This window comes from Pseudomonas japonica (genome assembly GCF_900188455.1).
Taxonomy (GTDB): domain Bacteria; phylum Pseudomonadota; class Gammaproteobacteria; order Pseudomonadales; family Pseudomonadaceae; genus Aquipseudomonas; species Aquipseudomonas japonica.
The window spans coordinates 189805-210265 of the sequence record NZ_FZOL01000006.1 but is presented as its reverse complement, the minus strand read 5'-3'; the positions used below and the strand labels follow the sequence as shown (position 1 = coordinate 210265).

Below are 20461 nucleotides of genomic sequence, written 5' to 3'. Positions count from 1 at the left end.
CAGCTCTGAAAAAACAAGAAAGACTTGAGGAGTACTCGCTGTGGAAAGCCGCAAATCCGACGCACCTACGCTGGATCTCGCGCCACCGCTCGAAACGAGCTGGATGGAACGGATTTTCAAACTCAAGCAACACGGCACCACCATACGCACCGAAATGATCGCCGGCCTGACGACCTTCATCACCATGGCCTACATCATCTTCGTCAACCCCAACATCATGGCCGATGCCGGCATCGATCACGGTGCGGCCTTCGTCGCCACCTGCATCGCCGCCGCTCTCGGCTGCCTGCTGATGGGACTCTACGCCAACTGGCCGGTCGGGCTGGCACCCGGCATGGGCCTGAACGCCTTCTTCACCTACACCGTGGTCGGGACCATGGGCTACACCTGGGAGGCCGCGCTGGGCGCGGTGTTCGTTTCCGGGGTGCTGTTCATGTTCCTGACCCTTTCCCGCGTGCGCGAATGGCTGCTCAACAGCATCCCGGTCAGCCTTCGTCACGCCATGGGCGCCGGCGTCGGATTGTTTCTCGGACTGATCGGCTTGAAAACCGCGGGCATCGTCGTCGACAGCCCGGCCACCCTGATCAAGCTCGGTCATCTCAACGAGGCCGGTCCGCTGCTGGCGGCAGTGTGCTTCCTGATGATCGCGGTGCTCAGCTACCACCGGGTGTTCGGCGCGATCCTCATCAGCATCATCAGCGTGACCCTGGCCGGCTGGGGCCTGGGCCTGGTGGAATACGGCGGGGTGTTCTCGCTGCCACCGAGCCTGGCGCCGACCTGGATGGCCATGGATGTGGTCGGGGTGTTCAACGTCAGCATGATCGCCGTGGTCCTGGCGTTCCTCTTCGTGCACATGTTCGACACCGCCGGGACCCTGATGGGCGTGGCGCAACGCGCCAACCTGGTGAATGCCGACGGGCGCATCGAAAACCTGTCCCGCGCCCTGAAGGCGGACAGTGCGTCGAGCGTGTTCGGTGCGGTGGTCGGTGTGCCGCCGGTGACCAGCTATGTGGAGAGCGCCGCGGGCGTGGCCGCCGGTGGGCGTACCGGCCTGACCGCGGTGGTGGTGGGTCTGCTGTTCGTCGCGGCGATGTTCTTCGCTCCGCTGGCCGGCATGATTCCGGCGTATGCCACCGCTGGCGCGCTGATCTATGTGGCGATGCTGATGATGGGCAGCATGGCGCATATCGAGTGGGATGAAGCCACCGACAGCATCCCGGCGATCGTCACGGTGATCATGATGCCGCTGACCTTCTCGGTCGCCGATGGCATCGCCATGGGCTTCATCACCTACGTGGTGCTGAAGGCCTTCACCGGCAAGCACAAGGAGATTTCCGCCAGCCTGTGGGTGCTGTGCGCGATCTTCATCGCCAAGTTCATCTTCCTCTGACGGGAAGCGGCGGCAACAGGGAGCCTCACCTTCGGGTGGGGCTTTTTCATTTCAGCCATGGCGGCGAAGATGCCGCCTTGCCCCCCAGCACCGCACGCCCCTTGCGCATGCCGATGGCGAGTGCCGCCAGAATCAGCGCCATGGAAATCCACTCCCACCTGCCCGGCGCCTGATGGACGATGAAGACCGAACAGACGGTTCCAAAGACAGGAATCAGCAGCGACAGAGGCGCCACCTTCGACGCTGGATATTCGCGCAGCAGGAGATTCCATCCCCAATAGCAGAAGTGCGTGGCGGCATAGACCTGAAAGGCCAGTGAGAAAACCGCAACCGCGTTCACCTGGGACGCCAATGTGAAAAACGGCGCCGGGCCATGCAGATACCAGGTCAGCAACAGCAAGGGGATCGGCGGAAAAAGACTGGCCCACACCACGAAGGCAAAGATCTCCTTCACCCGGGAGACCTTGATGATCACGTTGCCGATGCTCCAGGCCAAGGCACTGATCATCACCAGCAGAAAGCCCATCGTCGTAGCGTTTCCCGGACTTCCCATGAGTATTCCGATCAGGCCGAGCGCGGCCAGCGCCATGCCGAGCAACTGCGGCCATGTCAGGGCTTCGCGGAACAACAGGACGCCCCAGCCCAGGGTGAAGAACGCACTGAACTGAATCAGCAGCGACGCGCTGCCGGGTGGCACGCCCATGGCTATTCCCAGATTGATCAGGGCCCACATGGCTACGCCGAAGATCAGTCCATAAGCGGCGAGCCAGCGGATGGCGATGCGAGGACGCTTGACCAGGAAAATCCAGGGAAAGGCCGCAAGCGCAAAGCGAATGGCCGTCAGCAGCAGGGGATCGATTCGGGCAAGGCCCAGTTTGGTGATCGGGAAGTTGGCTCCCCACACGGCCGTGACGCACACGGCGAGAATCAGGTGTTTTCTGTGCATGGGTCTGGCGGTCTTTTCTGCGGTCATGGCGGAGCGCCTTGACGTCCATGCCAATGTGCCTCGACCATGGATGGCCCGCTTTCAATTCAAGGTCAATCAGAGACAGAACCGGGCCATGCACATGACAGCTACCGACATCTACCCAGAGACGCCCTGCGATGTTGTGGTGACCAGAAGGGACTACGCCGATGGCGAGTTGTTTCCAAGCCATAGCCACCGCCGCGGCCAGTTTGCCTACGCCGCCTGTGGCGTCATCACCGTGGAAACCGACAGGGGCAACTGGGCCGTCCCGCCATTGAGAGCGATCTGGGTGCCGGCGGGTCTTCCTCACGCCATGCAGATGCGTGGCCCCGTGACGATGCTCAATACCTATGTGCGTCCACAGGCCGCGCAGCGCGTGGGGCTTCCCCTATCCTGCCAGGTCTTCGGCGTGTCGCCGTTGCTGAAGCAGTTGCTGGCGAGCGCAACCGAAGCCCCCACCCATGCCCCCAGCGAGGAACGCAATGGCCACCTGATGGGGCTGCTGCTGCATGAAATGGCCAGCATGCCGCCGCTGTCGCTCAATGCCCCCCTGCCCGATGAGCCACGCCTTGCGACGGCCTGTCGCGAATTTCTCGCCGCGCCCTCGCTGGGTATCGGGATCGACGACATGGCGCAGCGCGCTGGCATGAGCCGTCGCACGTTCACCCGGCAGTTTCGCCAGCACACGGGCATCAGCTTCCTCGAATGGCGGCAGCAGGCCTGCCTGCTGGCGGCCATTGTCCTGCTGGGCAACGGCGACTCCGTCACACGGGTGGCGATGGAGCTTGGCTACAGCAGTCCCAGCGCCTTCTCGACGGTATTCAAGGGCGTCCTCGGCGAGGTGCCAAGCCAGTACTTTCCGGGGCGTTCAGCGATGAGCCCGCTGAGCGCAGGACAAAAAACGCGGACGAAAAAAAGCCCGCCAGTGTGAGCGGGCCAAGGACCTACGAAGATTCATCTAGCGACCAACTAGCTTCCGCGATAGGTCGAGTAACTGTAAGGCGAGATCAGCAGCGGCACATGGTAGTGATCCTGCTTGTCATTGATGCCGAAGCGCAGCACCACGACGTCAAGAAACGCCGGCTCGGGCAGTTGCACACCACGGGCGCGGTAGTAGTCACCGGCGCTGAACTGCAACTGGTAGACACCGCTGCGGTAGTCGTCACCCTGCAGCAGCGGCGCGTCGACGCGGCCATCGCTGTTGGTCAGGGCAGTGGTCACCAGCTCCAGTTGCTGGCCTTCGACCCGGTACAGCTCGACCTTGATCGAACTGCCAGGGCAGCCATGCGCGGCATCCAGTACATGCGTGGTCAAACGTCCCATTGCTCGCTCGCCTCTTGTTCACTCTATGGGCAGAAAATACCCGCCTGCACCTCGGAGAAACACGGCAGCAAGCGGCTGTGAACGCATTAAGACACTTTCCTGAAAAATTGTACACAATTTTTCTTGCGATTTTCCGATTCAGTTCTACCCGCCCCTGGAAATACGCCATTAGTCGCAAAGCCATGGCCTATATAGACGTCGCCGTCATTAGCTGACCAATAAGGCAGGTTTCTTGCACACCCCTCTATAGACGAAGGGAGAAAGAAAAGGGAAAAAACAGGCTTACAAATCGTAAATAAAGTTGTATACAATCACTCCATCGTCGTGGCCCCACGCAATCTCGCGCACGCCACCACCCTCCGCTTTGACGAACAAGAAGGAAGACTGCAGTGAGCGCTGACTACCCTCGCGACCTGATCGGTTACGGCAATACCCCTCCCCATCCGCACTGGCCGGGGAATGCCCGCGTTGCGCTGTCTTTCGTGCTCAATTACGAAGAAGGTGGCGAGCGCAACATTCTTCACGGCGACAAGGAATCCGAAGCCTTCCTGTCCGAGATGGTCGCTGCCCAGCCACTGCAGGGCGCGCGCAACATGAGCATGGAATCGCTGTACGAATACGGTAGCCGCGCCGGCGTCTGGCGCCTGCTCAAGCTGTTCAAGGATAGCGGCGTGCCGCTGACCGTCTTCGCCGTGGCCATGGCCGCCCAGCGCCACCCGGACGTGATCCGCGCCATGGTCGAGGCCGGCCACGAGATCTGCAGCCACGGCTACCGCTGGATCGACTACCAGTACATGGACGAGGCCCAGGAACGCGAGCACATGCTCGAAGCCATCCGCATCCTCACCGAACTCACCGGCGAACGTCCGCTGGGCTGGTACACCGGCCGCACCGGGCCGAACACCCGCCGCCTGGTCATGGAGGAAGGCGGCTTCCTCTACGACAGCGACACCTACGACGACGACCTGCCCTACTGGGAGCCGAACAACCCGACCGGCAAGCCGCACCTGGTGATCCCCTACACCCTGGACACCAACGACATGCGCTTCACCCAGGTCCAGGGCTTCAACTGCGGCGAGCAGTTCTTCCAGTACCTGAAGGACGCCTTCGACGTGCTCTACGAGGAAGGCGCCGAAGCACCGAAGATGCTCTCCATCGGCCTGCACTGCCGCCTGGTCGGCCGTCCGGCACGCCTGGCCGCGCTCAAGCGCTTCATCGACTACGCCAAGAGCCACGACCAGGTCTGGTTCGCCCGTCGCGTGGACATTGCCCGCCACTGGCACGCCACCCACCCTTTCCAAGCCGAGACCGCGAAATGACCGCTTTCAAGACCCTGACCCCTTCGACCCTGGACCGCGCCGCGTTCGTCGAGGCCTTCGCCGACATCTACGAGCACTCGCCCTGGGTCGCCGAGAAAGCCTACGACCTGGGTCAGCTGGCGGAACTGGATCAGATCGAGAACCTGCACCAGCGCATGAGCGACATCCTCCTCAGCGCCGACCACGCCGCCCAGCTGGCGCTGATCAACGCTCACCCGGACCTCGCCGGCAAGGCCGCGATCCAGGGTGAGCTGACCGAGTCGAGCACCAACGAACAGGCCGGCGCCGGTATCCACCAGTGCACCGCCGAAGAGTTCACCCGCTTCACCGAACTCAACGACGCCTACAAAGCGAAATTCAAGTTCCCGTTCATCATGGCGGTGAAGGGCAGCAACCGGCACCAGATCCTCGCCTCCTTCGAAACCCGCATCCACAACGATGCAGAGACCGAGTTCAAGGAAGCCCTGGCGCAGATCAACCTGATCGCCCTGTTCCGCCTGCTGCAACTGTAAGACCCGCGCCGGTCTGCCGGCGCCCGTAGCCTGACAACAACACAGAATTCAGAGAATAAAAGCATGCGTACTCTTGTGATCGAGCCCCTGACCAAAGAAGCCTTCGCCCAATTCGGTGACGTGATCGAAACCGACGGCAGCGACCACTTCATGATCAACAACGGCTCGACCATGCGCTTCCACAAGCTGGCGACGGTCGAGACCGCGCAGCCGGAAGACAAGGCGATCATCAGCATCTTCCGCGCCGACGCGCTGGACATGCCGCTGACCGTACGCATGCTGGAACGCCATCCGCTGGGCAGCCAGGCTTTCATTCCGCTGCTCGGCAACCCCTTTCTGATCGTGGTCGCGCCGGTTGGCGATGCACCTGTATCAGGTCACGTCCGTGCCTTCATGAGCAATGGCAGGCAGGGCGTCAATTACCATCGCGGCGTCTGGCACCACCCGGTGCTGACGATCGAAAAGCGGGATGACTTCCTGGTGGTTGATCGCAGTGGTTCCGGCAACAACTGCGACGAGCATTTCTTTACCGAGGATGAGCAACTGATCCTCAATCCCCACCAATAAGAGAAGGCTGGCCATCGCCCCCGCGGTGACCGGCACAGAGGTACAAGACTGTGGAAGCACATCTGTTGGAATGGCTGAACCTGAGCGTGCGCTGGGTTCACATGATCACCGGCGTGGCCTGGATCGGCGCGTCGTTCTACTTCGTCTGGCTGGAAAACAACCTGAACCGCGCCAACCCGCGTGACGGGCTGTCGGGCGACCTTTGGGCGATCCACGGTGGCGGTATCTACCACCTGGAGAAATACAAGCTGGCCCCGCCGAAGATGCCGGAGAACCTGCACTGGTTCAAATGGGAAGCCTACTTCACCTGGATGTCCGGGATCGCCCTGCTGTGCCTGGTGTTCTACTGGCAGCCGACGCTGTACCTGCTGAAACCGGGCAGCACCCTGACCGGCTTCGAAGGCGTGACCATCGGTGTCGCCTCGCTGATCGCCGGCTGGTTCATCTACGACTTCCTCTGCGACTCGCCACTGGGCAAGCAACCCGCCCTGCTCGGCCTGGTCCTGTTCGTCCTGATCATCGCGGCGTGCTTCGGCTTCAGCCAGGTGTTCAGCGGTCGTGGCGCGTACCTGCACACCGGCGCGATCATCGGCACCATCATGGTCGGCAACGTGTTCCGCACCATCATGCCGGCGCAGCGCCAGCTGGTGGCCGCGATCGAAGCCAACACCACCCCGGATCCGGTACTGCCGGCCAAGGGTCTGCTGCGCTCGCGTCACAACAACTACTTCACCCTGCCGGTGCTGTTCATCATGATCAGCAACCACTTCCCGAGCACCTACGGCAGCGAATACAACTGGGCGATCCTGGCCGGTATCGCGGTAGCTGCGGTCCTTATCCGCCACTACTTCAACACCCGCCACGACAGCAACAAGTACGCCTGGGCCCTGCCAGTCGGCGCCCTGGCGATGATCTGCCTGGCCTACGTCACCGGTCCGAAGCCGATGCCGACCGCGCCTGAGCAGGCTGCCGCGAAGGTCGAGTACCAGCCGCTGCCGGAAACCGCTCTGGGTGGCAAGACCGCCGCCGAGAAAGCCGAGGAAGAGCAAGCCGCCGCCTGGCAGGCCGCCCAGGCCAAGCCGGCCGAACCTGCCGCGCCTGCCGCTCCCGCCGAAGCGCCAGCCCAGGCGACCGCCGCGGCGCAGGCTGCCGGTGGTGGTTTCGACAAGATCCACAGCGTCATCCAGGAACGTTGCACCGTGTGCCATTCGGCCAAGCCGACCAGCCCGCTGTTCAGCACCGCGCCAGCCGGCGTGATGCTCGATACCCCGCAACAGATCCAGGCCATGGCTCCGCGTATCCAGGCCCAGGCCGTCGCCAGCCAGATCATGCCACTGGGCAACATCACCCAGATGACGGCCGAGGAACGCAAACTGGTCGGTGACTGGATCGCCAAGGGCGCCCCGGTCAACTGATCCGCACCATCGCTTCATCGCTGCAAGCTTCACGCGCATCCCGGGCGGGAACCACGGGCTTTTCCAAGCCCGCCGCCAGGGATCGCGGCTCAAAAAATAACAACAAAACTCGAGGTGCTGCATGTCCGAGTCACGCCAGGCGTACATCCCCGATGCGCCGCCACGACAGCCCCTGCCCCTGCTGCAACTGATCCTCGTCGGTCTGCAGCACGTGCTGCTGATGTACGGAGGCGCTATCGCGGTGCCGCTGATCATCGGTCAGGCTGCCGGACTCTCCCGAGAAGAAATCGCTTTCCTGATCAATGCCGATCTGCTGGTCGCTGGTGTCGCCACCATGGTCCAGTCGTTCGGCATTGGTGCTGTCGGTATCCGCATGCCGGTGATGATGGGCGCCAGTTTCGCCGCCGTCGGCAGCATGGTGGCCATGGCCGGGATGCCTGGTGTCGGCCTGCAGGGCATCTTCGGAGCAACCATCGCCGCCGGTTTCTTCGGCATGCTGATTGCGCCGTTCATGTCCAAGGTGGTGCGCTTCTTCCCGCCACTGGTGACCGGCACGGTCATCACCTCGATCGGCCTGTCGCTGTTCCCGGTAGCGGTCAACTGGGCTGGCGGCGGTGCCAGCGCCGAGACGTTCGGCTCGCCGATCTACCTGGCGGTCGCCGCCCTGGTGCTGCTGACCATCCTCCTGGTCAACCGTTTCATGCGTGGTTTCTGGGTCAACGTGTCGGTGCTGATCGGCATGGGCCTGGGCTACATCCTCGCCGGCTCCATCGGCATGGTCGACCTGTCCGGACTGGACGAAGCGCCGTGGCTGCAGGTCGTCACTCCGCTGCACTTCGGCATGCCGACCTTCAGCCTCGCGCCAATTCTTTCCATGTGCCTGGTGGTGGTGATCATCTTCGTCGAATCCACCGGCATGTTCCTCGCCCTGGGCAAGGTGACCGATCGTGAAGTCACCCCGGGCATGCTTCGTCGCGGCTTGATGTGCGACGCCGGCGCGTCCTTTGTCGCCGGTTTTTTCAACACCTTCACCCACTCCTCGTTCGCCCAGAACATCGGCCTGGTGCAGATGACCGGGGTGCGCTGCCGCTATGTCACCGTGGTCGCCGGCGCCTTCCTGATCCTGCTCAGCCTGCTGCCCAAGGCGGCCTTCCTGATCGCCTCGATTCCGCCGGCGGTGCTGGGCGGTGCGTCGATCGCCATGTTCGGCATGGTCACCGCCACCGGGATCAAGATCCTCCAGGAAGCCGACATCGCCGACCGTCGCAACCAGTTGCTGGTCGCGGTCAGCGTGGGCATGGGCCTGATTCCCGTGGTGCGTCCGGAGTTCTTCGCGCAGATGCCACAGTGGATGGAACCCATCACCCATAGCGGCATCGCCATGGCCACGGTCAGCGCCCTGGTGCTGAACCTGCTGTTCAACATTCTTGGCGGGGCCGAACGCGCCGCGCACAACGAAGCCAGCCACTCGCATTGAGCCTTGGGCGGCGCCCTTGCCGCCCGGTTCCACCCCGAGCAATACGCAGCACCGTCGACCCGTGGGAGCGGGTCGTCCGGGGCGCTTCGCGCCGAAAAAACCGCAACGAACAATAATAATCAGCCGGGAATCACAACATGAAACGCACCACCACTTCCCTTCTCCTGGGCAGCAGCTTGCTGGCGACACTTCCAGCGGTAGCGGGGGATCTGATCCAGTGGCACGGCGAAAGCCTGACCTACTTGTACGGCAAGGACTTCCAGGTCAACCCGTCGATCCAGCAGACGATTACCTTCGAACACGCGAACAAGTGGAAGTACGGCGACACCTTCCTGTTCATCGACAAGATCTTCTACAACGGCCAGGCCGACCGCAACAAAGGCACGACCACCTACTACGGCGAGTTCAGCCCACGCCTGTCGTTCGGCAAGATCTTCGACACGAAGCTCGAATTCGGCCCGATCAAGGACGTTCTCCTGGCCATGACCTACGAGTCCGGCGAAGGCGACAACGAGGCCTATCTGATCGGCCCCGGCTTCGAGCTGGCGATTCCCGGCTTCAACTATTTCAACCTGAACTTCTACCAGCGTAACACCGAGGGCAGCCGCCCGGGTGACCGCGTCTGGCAGATCACCCCGTCCTGGTCCTACACCATCCCCGTGGGCAAGTCCGACATCCTGTTCGACGGCTACATCGACTGGGTGGTGGACAACGACGAGACCCGCCGGGGCACCTACCACGCCAACCTGCAGTTCAACCCACAGGTCAAGTACGACCTGGGCAAGGCCCTGAACTGGGGAGCCAAACAACTGTACGTGGGTATCGAGTACAGCTACTGGAAGGACAAATACGGCATCGAGAACAGCAATCGCCTCGATACCAACCAGAGCGTGACCAGTGCGTTGGTCAAGGTGCATTTCTAAAACTTGATCAATCGCACAGCTTTAGCACCACCTGCTCCAGGAAGGAGCACTTGAGGGTCAGCGCGCAAGCCAGTAATCTGCGCGCCCCCTCGATCGGGGCGGAAGGATTCCGCCCGCGTTTGCTGACCGTTCAGTCAATGATTTCGGGCGGTTGGCAGGCGTAAGGCCAGTACGAAGACCGTTTTTCATCTGTTCAGTAAGACGTCGAGCAGGAGTGCTGCATCCAGCCGGGAAGGTTGGCCCAGCTCTTGCCATGTTGCTGTGGCCAATCGAAAAAACCTGACTTGAAAGACAATAAAACTAACCCGACGACGCCATTACAAGAGCGTCGCAAACGGAAAAAAGGGAGCAACGCGATGCGTTTTACCAAGAGCCTGATTCTCGCCAGCGGTCTGCTGGCTGCCAACGGCGCCATGGCCGGCGACCTGCTGCAATGGCAGAACAACAGCCTGACCTATCTGTGGGGCAAGAATTTCGCCGTCAATCCGGAGATCCAGCAGACCGTCACCTTCGAGCACGCCGATGCCTGGAAGTACGGTGACAACTTCCTGTTCATCGACAAGATCTTCTACAACGGCCAGAAAGACGGGCTCAACGGCCCGAACACCTACTACGGCGAGTTCAGCCCGCGCCTGTCGTTCGGCAAGATCTTCGACCAGAAGCTGGAGTTCGGCCCGGTCAAGGACGTGCTGCTGGCGATGACCTACGAGTTCGGCGAAGGCGATACCGAGTCCTACCTGATCGGTCCTGGCTTCGACCTGGCCATCCCGGGCTTCGACTACTTCCAGCTGAACTTCTACAACCGCCACACCGAAGGCAAGCGCGACGGCGACAACGTCTGGCAGATCACCCCGGTCTGGGCCTACACCATCCCCGTCGGCAACTCCGACATCCTGATCGACGGCTTCATGGACTGGGTGGTGGACAACGACAAGAGCTACCACGCCAACCTGCACTTCAACCCACAGGTCAAGTACGACCTGGGCAAGGCGCTGAACTTCGGTGAGAAGCAGCTCTACGTCGGTTTCGAATACGACTACTGGAGCGACAAGTACGGGATCCAGGACACCCGCTACTTCGACACCAACCAGAACACCGCGAGCTTCCTGGTCAAGGTGCACTTCTAAGCGTCATCCGCCGCCGGATCGCCGGCGGCGGCTTCCAACCCGGGCCTGACTCCCATCAGCCCGGTGGACGATCGCGGCGCCAGCGTCGATTCCCGCTGGCGTCGCGATCCCCCTCCCGGCAACACCTCCCCCGACAATGACCAACGCCACAAGCCAGCGGCATGCAGCGCGTACGCTCGCCAGAACGGCCCCGCTCAACCGATGGACGAGCGCCGTCCGGGACGGACCGCAGTCCACTGGCCCTCGGCATTGATGGCCGGATCGTAGCCGGCGAAAAACAGGCTCGCCAGATCCCGCGTCTGCACCTTGTCCACTGCGGGGACCGCTTTGCGGCCATGGAACGTCTGTGTCGGCAGGCCTTCCTGATCGCGGCGGATCCGCCCTTCGCCCAGCACCGGGCGGATCATCGACGGACCGCTCATGTGCATGGTCAAGCGCCAGCGCGAGAACAGGCCATTGCCGGGCGTGCTGCGCTTGGTGTCCCAGCCCGCGTTCAGACCGCCGAGGTTCTTCTCGGACTGCGGCGAGTACTCGTGCAGCAGGCGATCCAGCAACTCGCGCCCGGTACCCGAGCCAGGCAGCGCGGCCATCACGCTATTGCTGACCTGGGCACCCCGGGTGTGCAGGAAGAAGTCACCGCTGGCGGACGACAGGTCGATGGCCTCCCCCACGGCCACATCGAAATCCATGTAGAGACCGCCATAGGTATAGGTGCTCGCCAGCCGGCCGATATCGCTCGCGGCCGCCGGATTCCTGAACGCACCGTTGCTCTCCCTGGCATACAGACTCCTGATCTGGTGTGCCTGCGGATGCCAATGGGCCAAGTCGTCGAACATCTCGTCCGGCGACCTGACCGTCAGCGAGCCGCCATGGGCGCGGGCCAGATCACGCTCCGCCGGCTGCGGGCTGTCCTCCATGGCCAGCAGGGTCGAGGTGTAGTTGCTCTGCCTGGGCGTCCAGACGTTTACCTGCCAGTCGGGGTTCTGCTCCTTGAACATGAGGGCGTTGTACAGGTTGGCCGACGGAATCGCCGAGCCTGTCCAGAAGAAGTGGGCCTGGGTCGGTATGTCCGGGAGGGGCACCGCCGGTATCGCGTAACCGCCCGCGGCATCGCGCAGGCTCACGGGGTTGTTCAGCACCATCCGGTAGCGGTTCAGCCCGTCCGCCTCGCCCAGCGGGTCGCTGCTGGTCCAGCGCGCCAGCCACGGCGCGTAATAGCGCAGGCCAAAGCAGTACAGGCCGCTGGCATCGCGCTCCTTGCCGCAGTAACGCTGGGTCTTGCGTTCGCCCTGCACCGCACTGCGCGCCGCCCAGACGGCCGTGCCGCCGAACGGGTAGAAGGCTTCGCGACTGAGCAAGGCGCCCTCGCCATCCAGCTCCAGGGCGATCGAACCCAACTGATCGCCAAGGCTGTAGCGCCACTGCTGGTCCGAGACCCGCAGATGCTCATCGACCTGCAGCACCTGGCGGATTTCGCCGCCAACCCGGTGATGCAACTCCAGCCCCGGCAGATAGCGCACCTCGGCCAGCAGGCTGCGGGAGTGCGCCTGGGCCACCGTCACCTTGCGCACCCGATTGCCATCCGCCGCGTACACGTAGTGTTCCCGATCATCGTTGCCGGACCCGCGCAGGACCTGGCGGACTTCAGCCAACTGATTGCGCGGATTCCAGCGCAGCGCGGCGACGCCCTCCAGCCGCAGCAGATTGCCGCAGCCATCGTGGGCGGCGGCGATCTCGGCCTCATCGGGCAGGCTGCCGTCCGCGCGTGCCGGCAGTGCGCGATTGCTGCTGCCCGCCACCGCCATGCGCAGGCCGGCGGCATGCTCGTGGGAGCGCTGCAGCAGGTTGCCGGCGGCGTCGTATTCAAACCGTTGCAGGTAATTGACCAGTCGCGTCGGATCCAGCGGCAAGCCGTGCAGCGGCGGCAATCCGGGGCCGTGGGAGGGCTGATCGACTTCCACGCCGCGAGCCTCGATCAGTTGGCAGAGCGAATCGTAGGCCATGACCTGCTGCGCGGCGACGCGCTGGTTGCGGTAGAAGGTGATCGGCTGCGACAGGTCCTCGATGCTCAGCACATTGCCCTTCGGGTCGTACTCATACCGCAGGTCCTGCAGCGCCGCCTGTCCCGGCAGCCTTGCCAACTGGCGCCGCAGGCGGCCGTCGCGGGGGCAGAAGTCGCGCTCGGTGACCACTCCGTTGCCCGCCGTCTCGCTGATCACCCGGCCCATGGCATCGTGGCGGATCGCATCGCGCACGGTTCGCGGCTGCTCGCTGTCGACCGTTTGCAGGGTCGAACGGCGCAGGGCGCCGGCCTGGTCGAGGATCAGTTCGTGGCGGTTGCCGAGGGCATCGATGCGCAGCAGCGGATCGCCGAGCGGATTGCAGCGGGTCTCGCTGATGTAGCCCGCGCCGGGTTCCAGCAGGGCATCGCGCGCCGCCGCATCGACGGGCCAGTCCGGAGCTTGCGCTTGCTGCAGAAAGCGGCGGCGCTGCAGCCGCAACTGACCGCCCAGCGCATAGTCGTCGAACAGCACCGTACCGGCCGGATCGTCATGGCGCAGCAAGCGGCCGCACTGGTTGCGCAAGGTCAGGTCGGCACCGGCGTACTGCAGGCGCTCGACCACTCGTGAGGACTCGCCGGCGGCCTGTTCATGCAAGGCTATTGCCCGCAGCAGCCCGTCGTACTCGGTGTGAAAGGATGAATCGCGACTGTCCCAGGCCCGACTGGCCGGCCCCGCCTCGGTGAACAGCGCCAGCCGCCAGCCGGCATCGCTGCTGTCGGTCAGCAGGACACGTCCGGAGAGGGAATACAGCGAGGTGCGATTGGCCACGCCAGCGTTGTTCCAGGCCCGCGGATCGCGCGCGGCGACATCGCGGCCCTGGACATCGAATGCATAGGCGGTGATCCGCGCCACCGCCGGCGTCTGCGCCACCGCGCGGCAGTAGGCGACGACCCGTACCTGCGCCCCGCGCGGGTCGCTCACCGACAAGGCGGGCGTGTGCTGATGAAGCTGACGACTCGACGACATGCCTGGCATCCCCCGGTCCTCGGTGGACGCCAGTATGGCCGGATGCGGCCGCGCTGGAACCTGACAAAAATACCAGTCAGCCGCGCAGCGCCTTCCACAGCTTGCCGACGCCGGCGACCACGGCCAGCACCACGGCACCGGCGACCACACCCAGCACGCCGTTGATCAGCGTCGAGGTCAGCGCCCCGCCGTTGTCCGCGCTGAACGCTTCCACGGCATGGTGCAGCGGCGCGATGCCGTGCACGAGAATGCCGCCACCGACCAGGAACATCGCTGCGGTGCCGACCACCGACAAGGTCTTCATCAGGTACGGCGCGGCCCGCAGGATGCCCTGGCCGATGGCCTTGCCGACGCCTTTGGAGGTCTGGGTCAGCCACAGGCCGAGATCGTCCAGCTTGACGATGCCCGCCACCAGGCCATAGACACCGACGGTCATGACCAGGGCGATGCCGGACAGCACGATGATCTGCTGGGTCAGCGGCGCGTCGGCGACGGTGCCGAGGGTGATGGCGATGATTTCCGCGGAGAGAATGAAGTCGGTGCGGATCGCGCCCTTGATCTTGTCCTTCTCGTAGCTCACCAGGTCGACCGCCGGATCGGCCGCCGCAGCCGTCAGCGCGGCATGCTCGGCCTCGGTCTCCTCGGCACTGTGCAGGTACTTGTGCGCCAGCTTCTCGAAGCCCTCGAAGCACAGATAGGCACCGCCGAGCATCAGCAGCGGCGTCACCGCCCAGGGAATGAAGGCGCTGATCAGCAAGGCCGCCGGCACCAGGATCAGCTTGTTGACGAACGAGCCCTTGGCCACCGCCCAGACCACGGGGATTTCCCGCTCGGCGCGCACACCGGAAACCTGCTGCGCGTTGAGCGCCAGGTCGTCTCCCAGAACACCGGCAGTCTTCTTGGCCGCCACCTTGGTCATCACGGAAACGTCATCGAGCAGCGTGGCGATGTCGTCGATCAGTACAAGTAGGCTGCTTCCTGCCATGTTCGGTGGATCTCGTGTAAGAAATGATTTCAGAAGGATAGCCGTTCGCGTCGCGCAGAACACCTTGTATCGCTGCCATCGACGTGGCAAAGGCCTTGCCTTGAGCGGCGCGCGAGGCCGGTGCTACCATGCGCCACCGCCTGCCCGGGCCTGCCACGGAGCGGGCCGAGACCAAGGAACAGCGCCACCATGAGCAGCATTCGCGAGCGCAACAAAGAACTGATTTTGCGCGCGGCCAGTGAAGAATTCGCCGACAAGGGCTTCGCCGCCACCAAGACCAGCGACATCGCGGCCAAGGCCGGCCTGCCCAAGCCCAACGTCTACTACTACTTCAAGTCCAAGGAAAACCTCTACCGCGAGGTGCTCGAAAGCATCATCGAGCCGATCATGCAGGCGTCGACGCCGTTCAATGCCGAGGGTGATCCGGAAGAAGTATTGAGCGCCTATATCCGCTCCAAGGTGCGCATCTCCCGCGATCTGCCGTTCGCCTCCAAGGTGTTCGCCAGCGAGATCATGCATGGTGCGCCGCACCTGAGCCCGCGCCAGGTCGAGCAGTTGAACGGCCAGGCCCGGCACAACATCGCCTGTATCCAGCGCTGGATCGACAAGGGCCAGATCGCTCCGGTGGACCCACATCACCTGATGTTCAACATCTGGGCCGCGACCCAGACCTACGCCGATTTCGACTGGCAGATCTCGGTGGTGACCGGCAAGGCCAAGATGGATGACAGCGACTACGAGGCGGCGGCGCAGACGATCATTCGCCTGGTGCTCAAGGGGTGTGCGCCGGACAACTGATTTTCGACTTCAAGGCCTCATCGCCGGCAACGCCGGCGCCCACAAGGATCGCGCGCACCGCCGAACCCTGTGGGAGCGGGCATTGCCCGCGATGAGGCCAGTACTTACAACACAGGATTCAGATCAGGCCGCCACCCCCGCATCCGCCCGCAATCCCGCCTCCTCGATCGCAGTGATCGCGCACTGCTCGTCGATATCCGACGTATCCCCGCTGATCCCGATCGCCCCCAGCACCACGCCCGCTTCATTGCGAATCAGCACGCCACCCGGCGCCGGCACCACCGGGCTCTGACCCAAGCCATTGAGCGCGGCGAAGAACGCCGGGCGCTGTTGCGCGTCCAGCGCCAGCAGGCGCGAACCCTTGCCCAGGGCGATCGCGCCCCACGCCTTGCCCATCGCCACCTGCGGCCGCAGCAGGCTGGCGCCATCCTCACGTTGCAGGGTCAGCAGGTGACCACCGGCATCCAGCACCACCACAGTCAGCGGCGCGGCGGAGATCTTGCGACCCGCGGCCAGCGCGCCATTCACCAGGCTAACGGCGACTTTCAAGCTCAATGCGTTCATGAAACGGTCCTCTTGATTGTTGGAAGCCCAGGGGGCAAGTGAAAAATTGATAGACCAAATAGAACACAATGGCGAATTTTTTTGTATACAATAATTCGACCTTGATTGCCTGATCCCGCGCAAACCCCATTTTTACGGCATTTCGCCCATAGGCGATGAAAGGGATTGACCAGAGTCGTATCCCGTGAATACACTCTGGCGAAAAGCAGTTTGTATACAATTACAACATCAATGAGGCACAAAGCCATGAGCAAAATGAGAGCAATCGATGCAGCCGTTCTGGTGATGCGCCGCGAAGGTGTGGAAACCGCGTTTGGCATCCCTGGTGCAGCGATCAACCCGCTGTACTCGGCCCTGAAGAAAGTCGGCGGTATCGATCACGTCCTCGCTCGCCACGTTGAAGGCGCCTCGCACATGGCCGAGGGTTACACCCGCACCAAGGCCGGCAACATCGGCGTGTGCATCGGCACCTCGGGCCCTGCCGGCACCGACATGGTCACCGGTCTGTACAGTGCCTCCGCCGACTCCATCCCGATTCTCTGCATCACCGGCCAGGCCCCGCGTGCCCGCCTGCACAAGGAAGACTTCCAGGCCGTCGACATCACCAGCATCGTCAAGCCGGTGACCAAGTGGGCGACCACCGTCCTGGAACCGGGCCAGGTGCCCTACGCCTTCCAGAAAGCCTTCTACGAAATGCGCACCGGCCGCCCTGGCCCCGTGCTGATCGACCTGCCGTTCGACGTGCAGATGGCCGAGATCGAATTCGACATCGATGCCTACGAGCCGCTGCCTGTCACCAAGCCAGCCGCGACCCGCAAGCAAGCGGAAAAAGCCCTGGCCATGCTCAATGACGCCGAGCGTCCGCTGCTGGTCGCCGGTGGCGGCATCATCAACGCCGACGCCAGCGACAAGCTGGTCGAATTCGCCGAGCTGACCGGCGTGCCAGTCGTACCGACCCTGATGGGCTGGGGCACCATCCCTGACGACCACGAACTGATGGTCGGCATGGTCGGCCTGCAGACCTCGCACCGCTACGGCAACGCCACGATGCTGAAATCCGACCTGGTGTTCGGTATCGGCAACCGCTGGGCCAACCGTCACACCGGTTCGGTCGACGTCTACACCGAAGGCCGCAAGTTCGTTCACGTCGACATCGAACCGACCCAGATCGGCCGTGTGTTCACCCCTGACCTGGGCATCGTTTCCGACGCCGGCGCCGCACTGGACGTGTTCCTCGAAGTGGCCCGCGAGTGGAAAGCCGCCGGCAAGCTGAAGTGCCGCGGCGAATGGCTGAAAGACTGCCAGGCGCGCAAGTCGAGCCTGCAGCGCAAGACCAACTTCGACAACGTCCCGGTCAAGCCGCAGCGCGTGTACCAGGAAATGAACGAAGTGTTCGGCAAGGACACCTGCTACGTCAGCACCATCGGTCTGTCGCAGATCGCCGGCGCGCAGTTCCTCCACGTCTACAAGCCACGTCACTGGATCAACTGCGGCCAGGCCGGCCCGCTGGGCTGGACCATTCCGGCAGCCCTCGGCGTGGTCAAGGCCGACCCGACCCGCAAGGTCGTGGCCCTGTCCGGCGACTATGACTTCCAGTTCATGATCGAAGAGCTGGCGGTGGGTGCGCAGTTCAACCTGCCGTATGTCCACGTCCTGGTGAACAACGCCTACCTCGGCCTGATCCGCCAGGCGCAGCGTGGTTTCGAGATGGATTACTGTGTACAACTGGCGTTCGAGAACATCAACGCGCCGGACGTCAACGGTTACGGTGTCGACCACGTCGCCGTGGTCGAAGGCCTGGGTTGCAAGGCCCTGCGCGTGTTCACCCCGGACGAGATCGCCCCTGCCCTGCTCAAGGCCCAGAAGATGGCCGAAGAGTTCCGCGTGCCGGTGGTGGTCGAGGTGATTCTCGAGCGCGTCACCAACATTTCCATGGGTACCGAAATCAACGCGGTCAACGAATTCGAAGACCTGGCCCTGGTCGGCAACGACGCGCCGACCGCGATTTCGCTGCTCGACTGATCGTCCGTGCGGCCCCGCCCTTCGGGTGCGGGGCCCCGACCTAGCAAGGAGAATTCCATGCCACGTTTTGCCGCCAACCTGTCCATGCTGTTCACCGAACAGGACTTCACGGCCCGCTTCAAGGCTGCCGCCGACGCCGGTTTCAGTGGTGTCGAGTACCTTTTCCCGTACGACTACCCGGCGACCGAGATCAAGCAACTGCTCGACGCCCACGGCCTGACCCAGGTGCTGTTCAACCTGCCGGCCGGCGACTGGGCCAAGGGTGACCGCGGCATCGCCTGCGACCCGGCCCGGGTCGAGGAATTCCGCACCGGCGTCGAGCTGGCCATCGCCTACGCCAAGGTCCTGGGCAACACCCAGGTCAACTGCCTGGCCGGTATCCGTCCACAAGGACTGCAGTGCGCCGACGTGCGCAAGACCTTCGTCGACAACCTGAAGTTCGCCGCCGACAAACTGCAGGCCGCGGGCATCAAGCTGGTCATGGAAATGATCAACACCCGCGACATCCCGGGCTTCTACCTGAACACCACCAAACAGGCCCTGGAAATCCAGGCCGAGGTGGGCAGCGACAACCTGTTCCTGCAGTACGACATCTACCACATGCAGATCATGGAAGGTGACCTGGCACGGACCGTGGAAGCCAACCTGGCGAAGATCAACCACATCCAGCTCGCCGACAACCCGGGCCGTCACGAACCGGGCACCGGCGAGATCAACTACCGCTTCCTGTTCGAGCACCTGGACCGCATCGGCTACCAGGGCTGGGTGGGCGCGGAGTACAAGCCGAAGACCACCACCGAGGAAGGTCTGGGCTGGTTGAAGACCCATAACGCGATCTAAAGGCGCTGCACGCTCTGCTCGCCGTAGGAGCGTGGCTTGCCCGCGAAGGACCGCGTTAGCGGTCCCCAACCTTACCGCTATCGGGGACCGCTTTGCGGTCCTTTCGCGGGCAAGCCACGCTCCTACAGGTCCCCAGCAGCAGCCAGCGACACACCAATAAAAGAGGCAATTTCTCATGGCTAAAATCGGTTTCATCGGCACCGGCATCATGGGCCGCCCAATGGCGCAGAACCTGCAGAAAGCAGGTCACAGCCTGTTCCTGACCACCCACCACGACGCGGCTCCCGCCGACCTGATCGCCGCTGGCGCGGTGGCCCTGGCCAACCCGAAGGAAGTGGCCCAGGAAGCCGAATTCATCATCGTCATGGTCCCGGACACCCCGCAGGTCGAAAGCGTCCTGTTCGGTGAGAACGGCGTCGCCGAAGGCGTCGGCCCGAACAAGATCGTGATCGACATGAGCTCGATCTCGCCTACCGCCACCAAGGCCTTCGCCGAGAAGATCAAGGCCACCGGCGCCGCCTACCTCGACGCCCCGGTATCCGGCGGCGAAGTCGGTGCCAAGGCCGCGACCCTGAGCATCATGGTCGGTGGCTGCCCGAAAGCCTTCGAGCGCACCCTGCCGCTGTTCCAGGCCATGGGCAAGAACATCACCCGCGTCGGTGGCAATGGTGACGGCCAGACCGCCAAGGTCGCCAACCAGATCATCGTCGCCCTGAACATCCAGGCCGTCGCCGAAGCCCTGCTGTTCGCCGCCAAGAACGGCGCCGATCCAGCCAAGGTTCGCGAAGCACTGATGGGCGGCTTCGCCTCCTCGAAGATCCTCGAAGTGCACGGCGAGCGCATGATCAAGGGCACCTTCGATCCAGGCTTCCGCATCAGCCTGCACCAGAAGGACCTGAACCTGGCCCTGCAAGGCGCCAAGGAGCTGAACATCAACCTGCCGAACACCTCCAACGCGCAACAGGTGTTCAGCACCTGCGCCGCGATCGGTGGTGCGAACTGGGACCACTCGGCGCTGATCAAGGGCCTGGAACACATGGCCAACTTCTCGATCCGCGACGACAAGTAAGCAAGACCTGCACGCCGCGGAGTGAAGGGCCGCGCATCGTCCCTTTCACTCCTGTGGCTGGCAGTTGCAACCGCGCAACACCGCCCCTGGTTCAGCCTGCACGGAGGCCGTCCCAGGGGCGTTTTTGGTTTTGA

18 protein-coding genes are annotated in these 20461 nt (G+C 63.4%); 13 read left to right on the top strand and 5 right to left on the bottom strand.

The features are described from left to right. The first annotated feature begins 103 nt into the window (after positions 1-103). Positions 104-1390 carry an NCS2 family permease gene (locus CHB99_RS10220; RefSeq protein ID WP_245655593.1) on the top strand — a complete coding sequence of 429 codons (1287 nt, stop codon included), beginning with the start codon at positions 104-106 and terminating at the stop codon, positions 1388-1390. Between the two features lie 46 nt (positions 1391-1436). On the opposite strand, the gene CHB99_RS10215 is transcribed toward CHB99_RS10220, so the two are convergent. Further along, positions 1437-2336, bottom strand: a complete 900-nt coding sequence (locus CHB99_RS10215) for an EamA family transporter (protein WP_042123244.1) — start codon at positions 2334-2336, stop codon at positions 1437-1439. 115 nt (positions 2337-2451) lie between these two features. Here CHB99_RS10215 and CHB99_RS10210 point away from each other — a divergent pair, with 115 nt between their 5' ends. Further along, positions 2452-3288: an AraC family transcriptional regulator gene (locus tag CHB99_RS10210; RefSeq protein ID WP_042123456.1), complete on the top strand. Its 837-nt coding sequence runs from the start codon at positions 2452-2454 to the stop codon at positions 3286-3288. 38 nt (positions 3289-3326) lie between these two features. Here the strand turns inward: CHB99_RS10210 and uraH are convergent, their stop codons facing one another. Continuing rightward, positions 3327-3680, bottom strand: a complete 354-nt coding sequence (gene uraH / locus CHB99_RS10205) for a hydroxyisourate hydrolase (protein ID WP_009396156.1) — start codon at positions 3678-3680, stop codon at positions 3327-3329. A 389-nt stretch (positions 3681-4069) separates the two neighbouring features. Here uraH and puuE point away from each other — a divergent pair, with 389 nt between their 5' ends. The 7 genes from puuE (at position 4070) to CHB99_RS10170 (ending at position 11020) form a co-directional block, all read left to right on the top strand. Beyond that, positions 4070-4999: an allantoinase PuuE gene (puuE, locus tag CHB99_RS10200; RefSeq protein WP_042123242.1), complete on the top strand. Its 930-nt coding sequence runs from the start codon at positions 4070-4072 to the stop codon at positions 4997-4999. Next, positions 4996-5511, top strand: a complete 516-nt coding sequence (gene uraD / locus CHB99_RS10195) for a 2-oxo-4-hydroxy-4-carboxy-5-ureidoimidazoline decarboxylase (protein WP_042123241.1) — start codon at positions 4996-4998, stop codon at positions 5509-5511. Before puuE ends, uraD begins: the two co-directional genes overlap by 4 nt. A gap of 63 nt (positions 5512-5574) precedes the next feature. Then, positions 5575-6078, top strand: a complete 504-nt coding sequence (locus tag CHB99_RS10190; protein WP_042123240.1) for an ureidoglycolate lyase — start codon at positions 5575-5577, stop codon at positions 6076-6078. Between the two features lie 50 nt (positions 6079-6128). Then, a complete protein-coding gene (locus CHB99_RS10185; protein ID WP_042123238.1) occupies positions 6129-7493 on the top strand; it encodes a urate hydroxylase PuuD in 1365 nt (454 codons plus the stop codon). Positions 7494-7614: 121 nt separating this feature from the next. Continuing rightward, positions 7615-8970, top strand: coding sequence for a nucleobase:cation symporter-2 family protein (locus CHB99_RS10180; protein WP_042123236.1), 1356 nt, complete (start codon positions 7615-7617; stop codon positions 8968-8970). A 137-nt stretch (positions 8971-9107) separates the two neighbouring features. After that, positions 9108-9893 carry an outer membrane protein OmpK gene (locus tag CHB99_RS10175; RefSeq protein ID WP_042123235.1) on the top strand — a complete coding sequence of 262 codons (786 nt, stop codon included), beginning with the start codon at positions 9108-9110 and terminating at the stop codon, positions 9891-9893. Between the two features lie 356 nt (positions 9894-10249). Then, positions 10250-11020 (top strand): outer membrane protein OmpK, encoded by a 771-nt coding sequence (locus CHB99_RS10170; protein ID WP_042123232.1) that lies wholly within the window; start codon positions 10250-10252, stop codon positions 11018-11020. 194 nt (positions 11021-11214) lie between these two features. Here the strand turns inward: CHB99_RS10170 and CHB99_RS10165 are convergent, their stop codons facing one another. Next, on the bottom strand, positions 11215-14049 hold the full coding sequence (locus CHB99_RS10165) for an RHS repeat-associated core domain-containing protein (protein ID WP_167335847.1): 2835 nt from the start codon (positions 14047-14049) through the stop codon (positions 11215-11217). A 76-nt stretch (positions 14050-14125) separates the two neighbouring features. After that, a complete protein-coding gene (locus CHB99_RS10160) occupies positions 14126-15034 on the bottom strand; it encodes a DUF808 domain-containing protein (RefSeq protein WP_042123231.1) in 909 nt (302 codons plus the stop codon). 189 nt (positions 15035-15223) lie between these two features. Here CHB99_RS10160 and CHB99_RS10155 point away from each other — a divergent pair, with 189 nt between their 5' ends. Continuing rightward, the gene (locus CHB99_RS10155) at positions 15224-15832 is read left to right on the top strand and encodes a TetR/AcrR family transcriptional regulator (protein ID WP_042123229.1); all 609 of its coding nucleotides are present in this window, start codon (positions 15224-15226) and stop codon (positions 15830-15832) included. A 123-nt stretch (positions 15833-15955) separates the two neighbouring features. Here the strand turns inward: CHB99_RS10155 and CHB99_RS10150 are convergent, their stop codons facing one another. After that, the gene (locus CHB99_RS10150) at positions 15956-16396 is read right to left on the bottom strand and encodes a GlcG/HbpS family heme-binding protein (RefSeq protein WP_042123228.1); all 441 of its coding nucleotides are present in this window, start codon (positions 16394-16396) and stop codon (positions 15956-15958) included. Positions 16397-16642: 246 nt separating this feature from the next. Here CHB99_RS10150 and gcl point away from each other — a divergent pair, with 246 nt between their 5' ends. From gcl to CHB99_RS10135, 3 genes are all read left to right on the top strand, one after another. Continuing rightward, positions 16643-18418: a glyoxylate carboligase gene (gene gcl / locus CHB99_RS10145; protein ID WP_042123226.1), complete on the top strand. Its 1776-nt coding sequence runs from the start codon at positions 16643-16645 to the stop codon at positions 18416-18418. 57 nt (positions 18419-18475) lie between these two features. Continuing rightward, the gene (hyi, locus tag CHB99_RS10140; RefSeq protein ID WP_042123223.1) at positions 18476-19258 is read left to right on the top strand and encodes a hydroxypyruvate isomerase; all 783 of its coding nucleotides are present in this window, start codon (positions 18476-18478) and stop codon (positions 19256-19258) included. Between the two features lie 175 nt (positions 19259-19433). Then, positions 19434-20327 carry a 2-hydroxy-3-oxopropionate reductase gene (locus CHB99_RS10135; protein WP_042123214.1) on the top strand — a complete coding sequence of 298 codons (894 nt, stop codon included), beginning with the start codon at positions 19434-19436 and terminating at the stop codon, positions 20325-20327. The last annotated feature ends 134 nt before the right edge of the window (positions 20328-20461 follow it).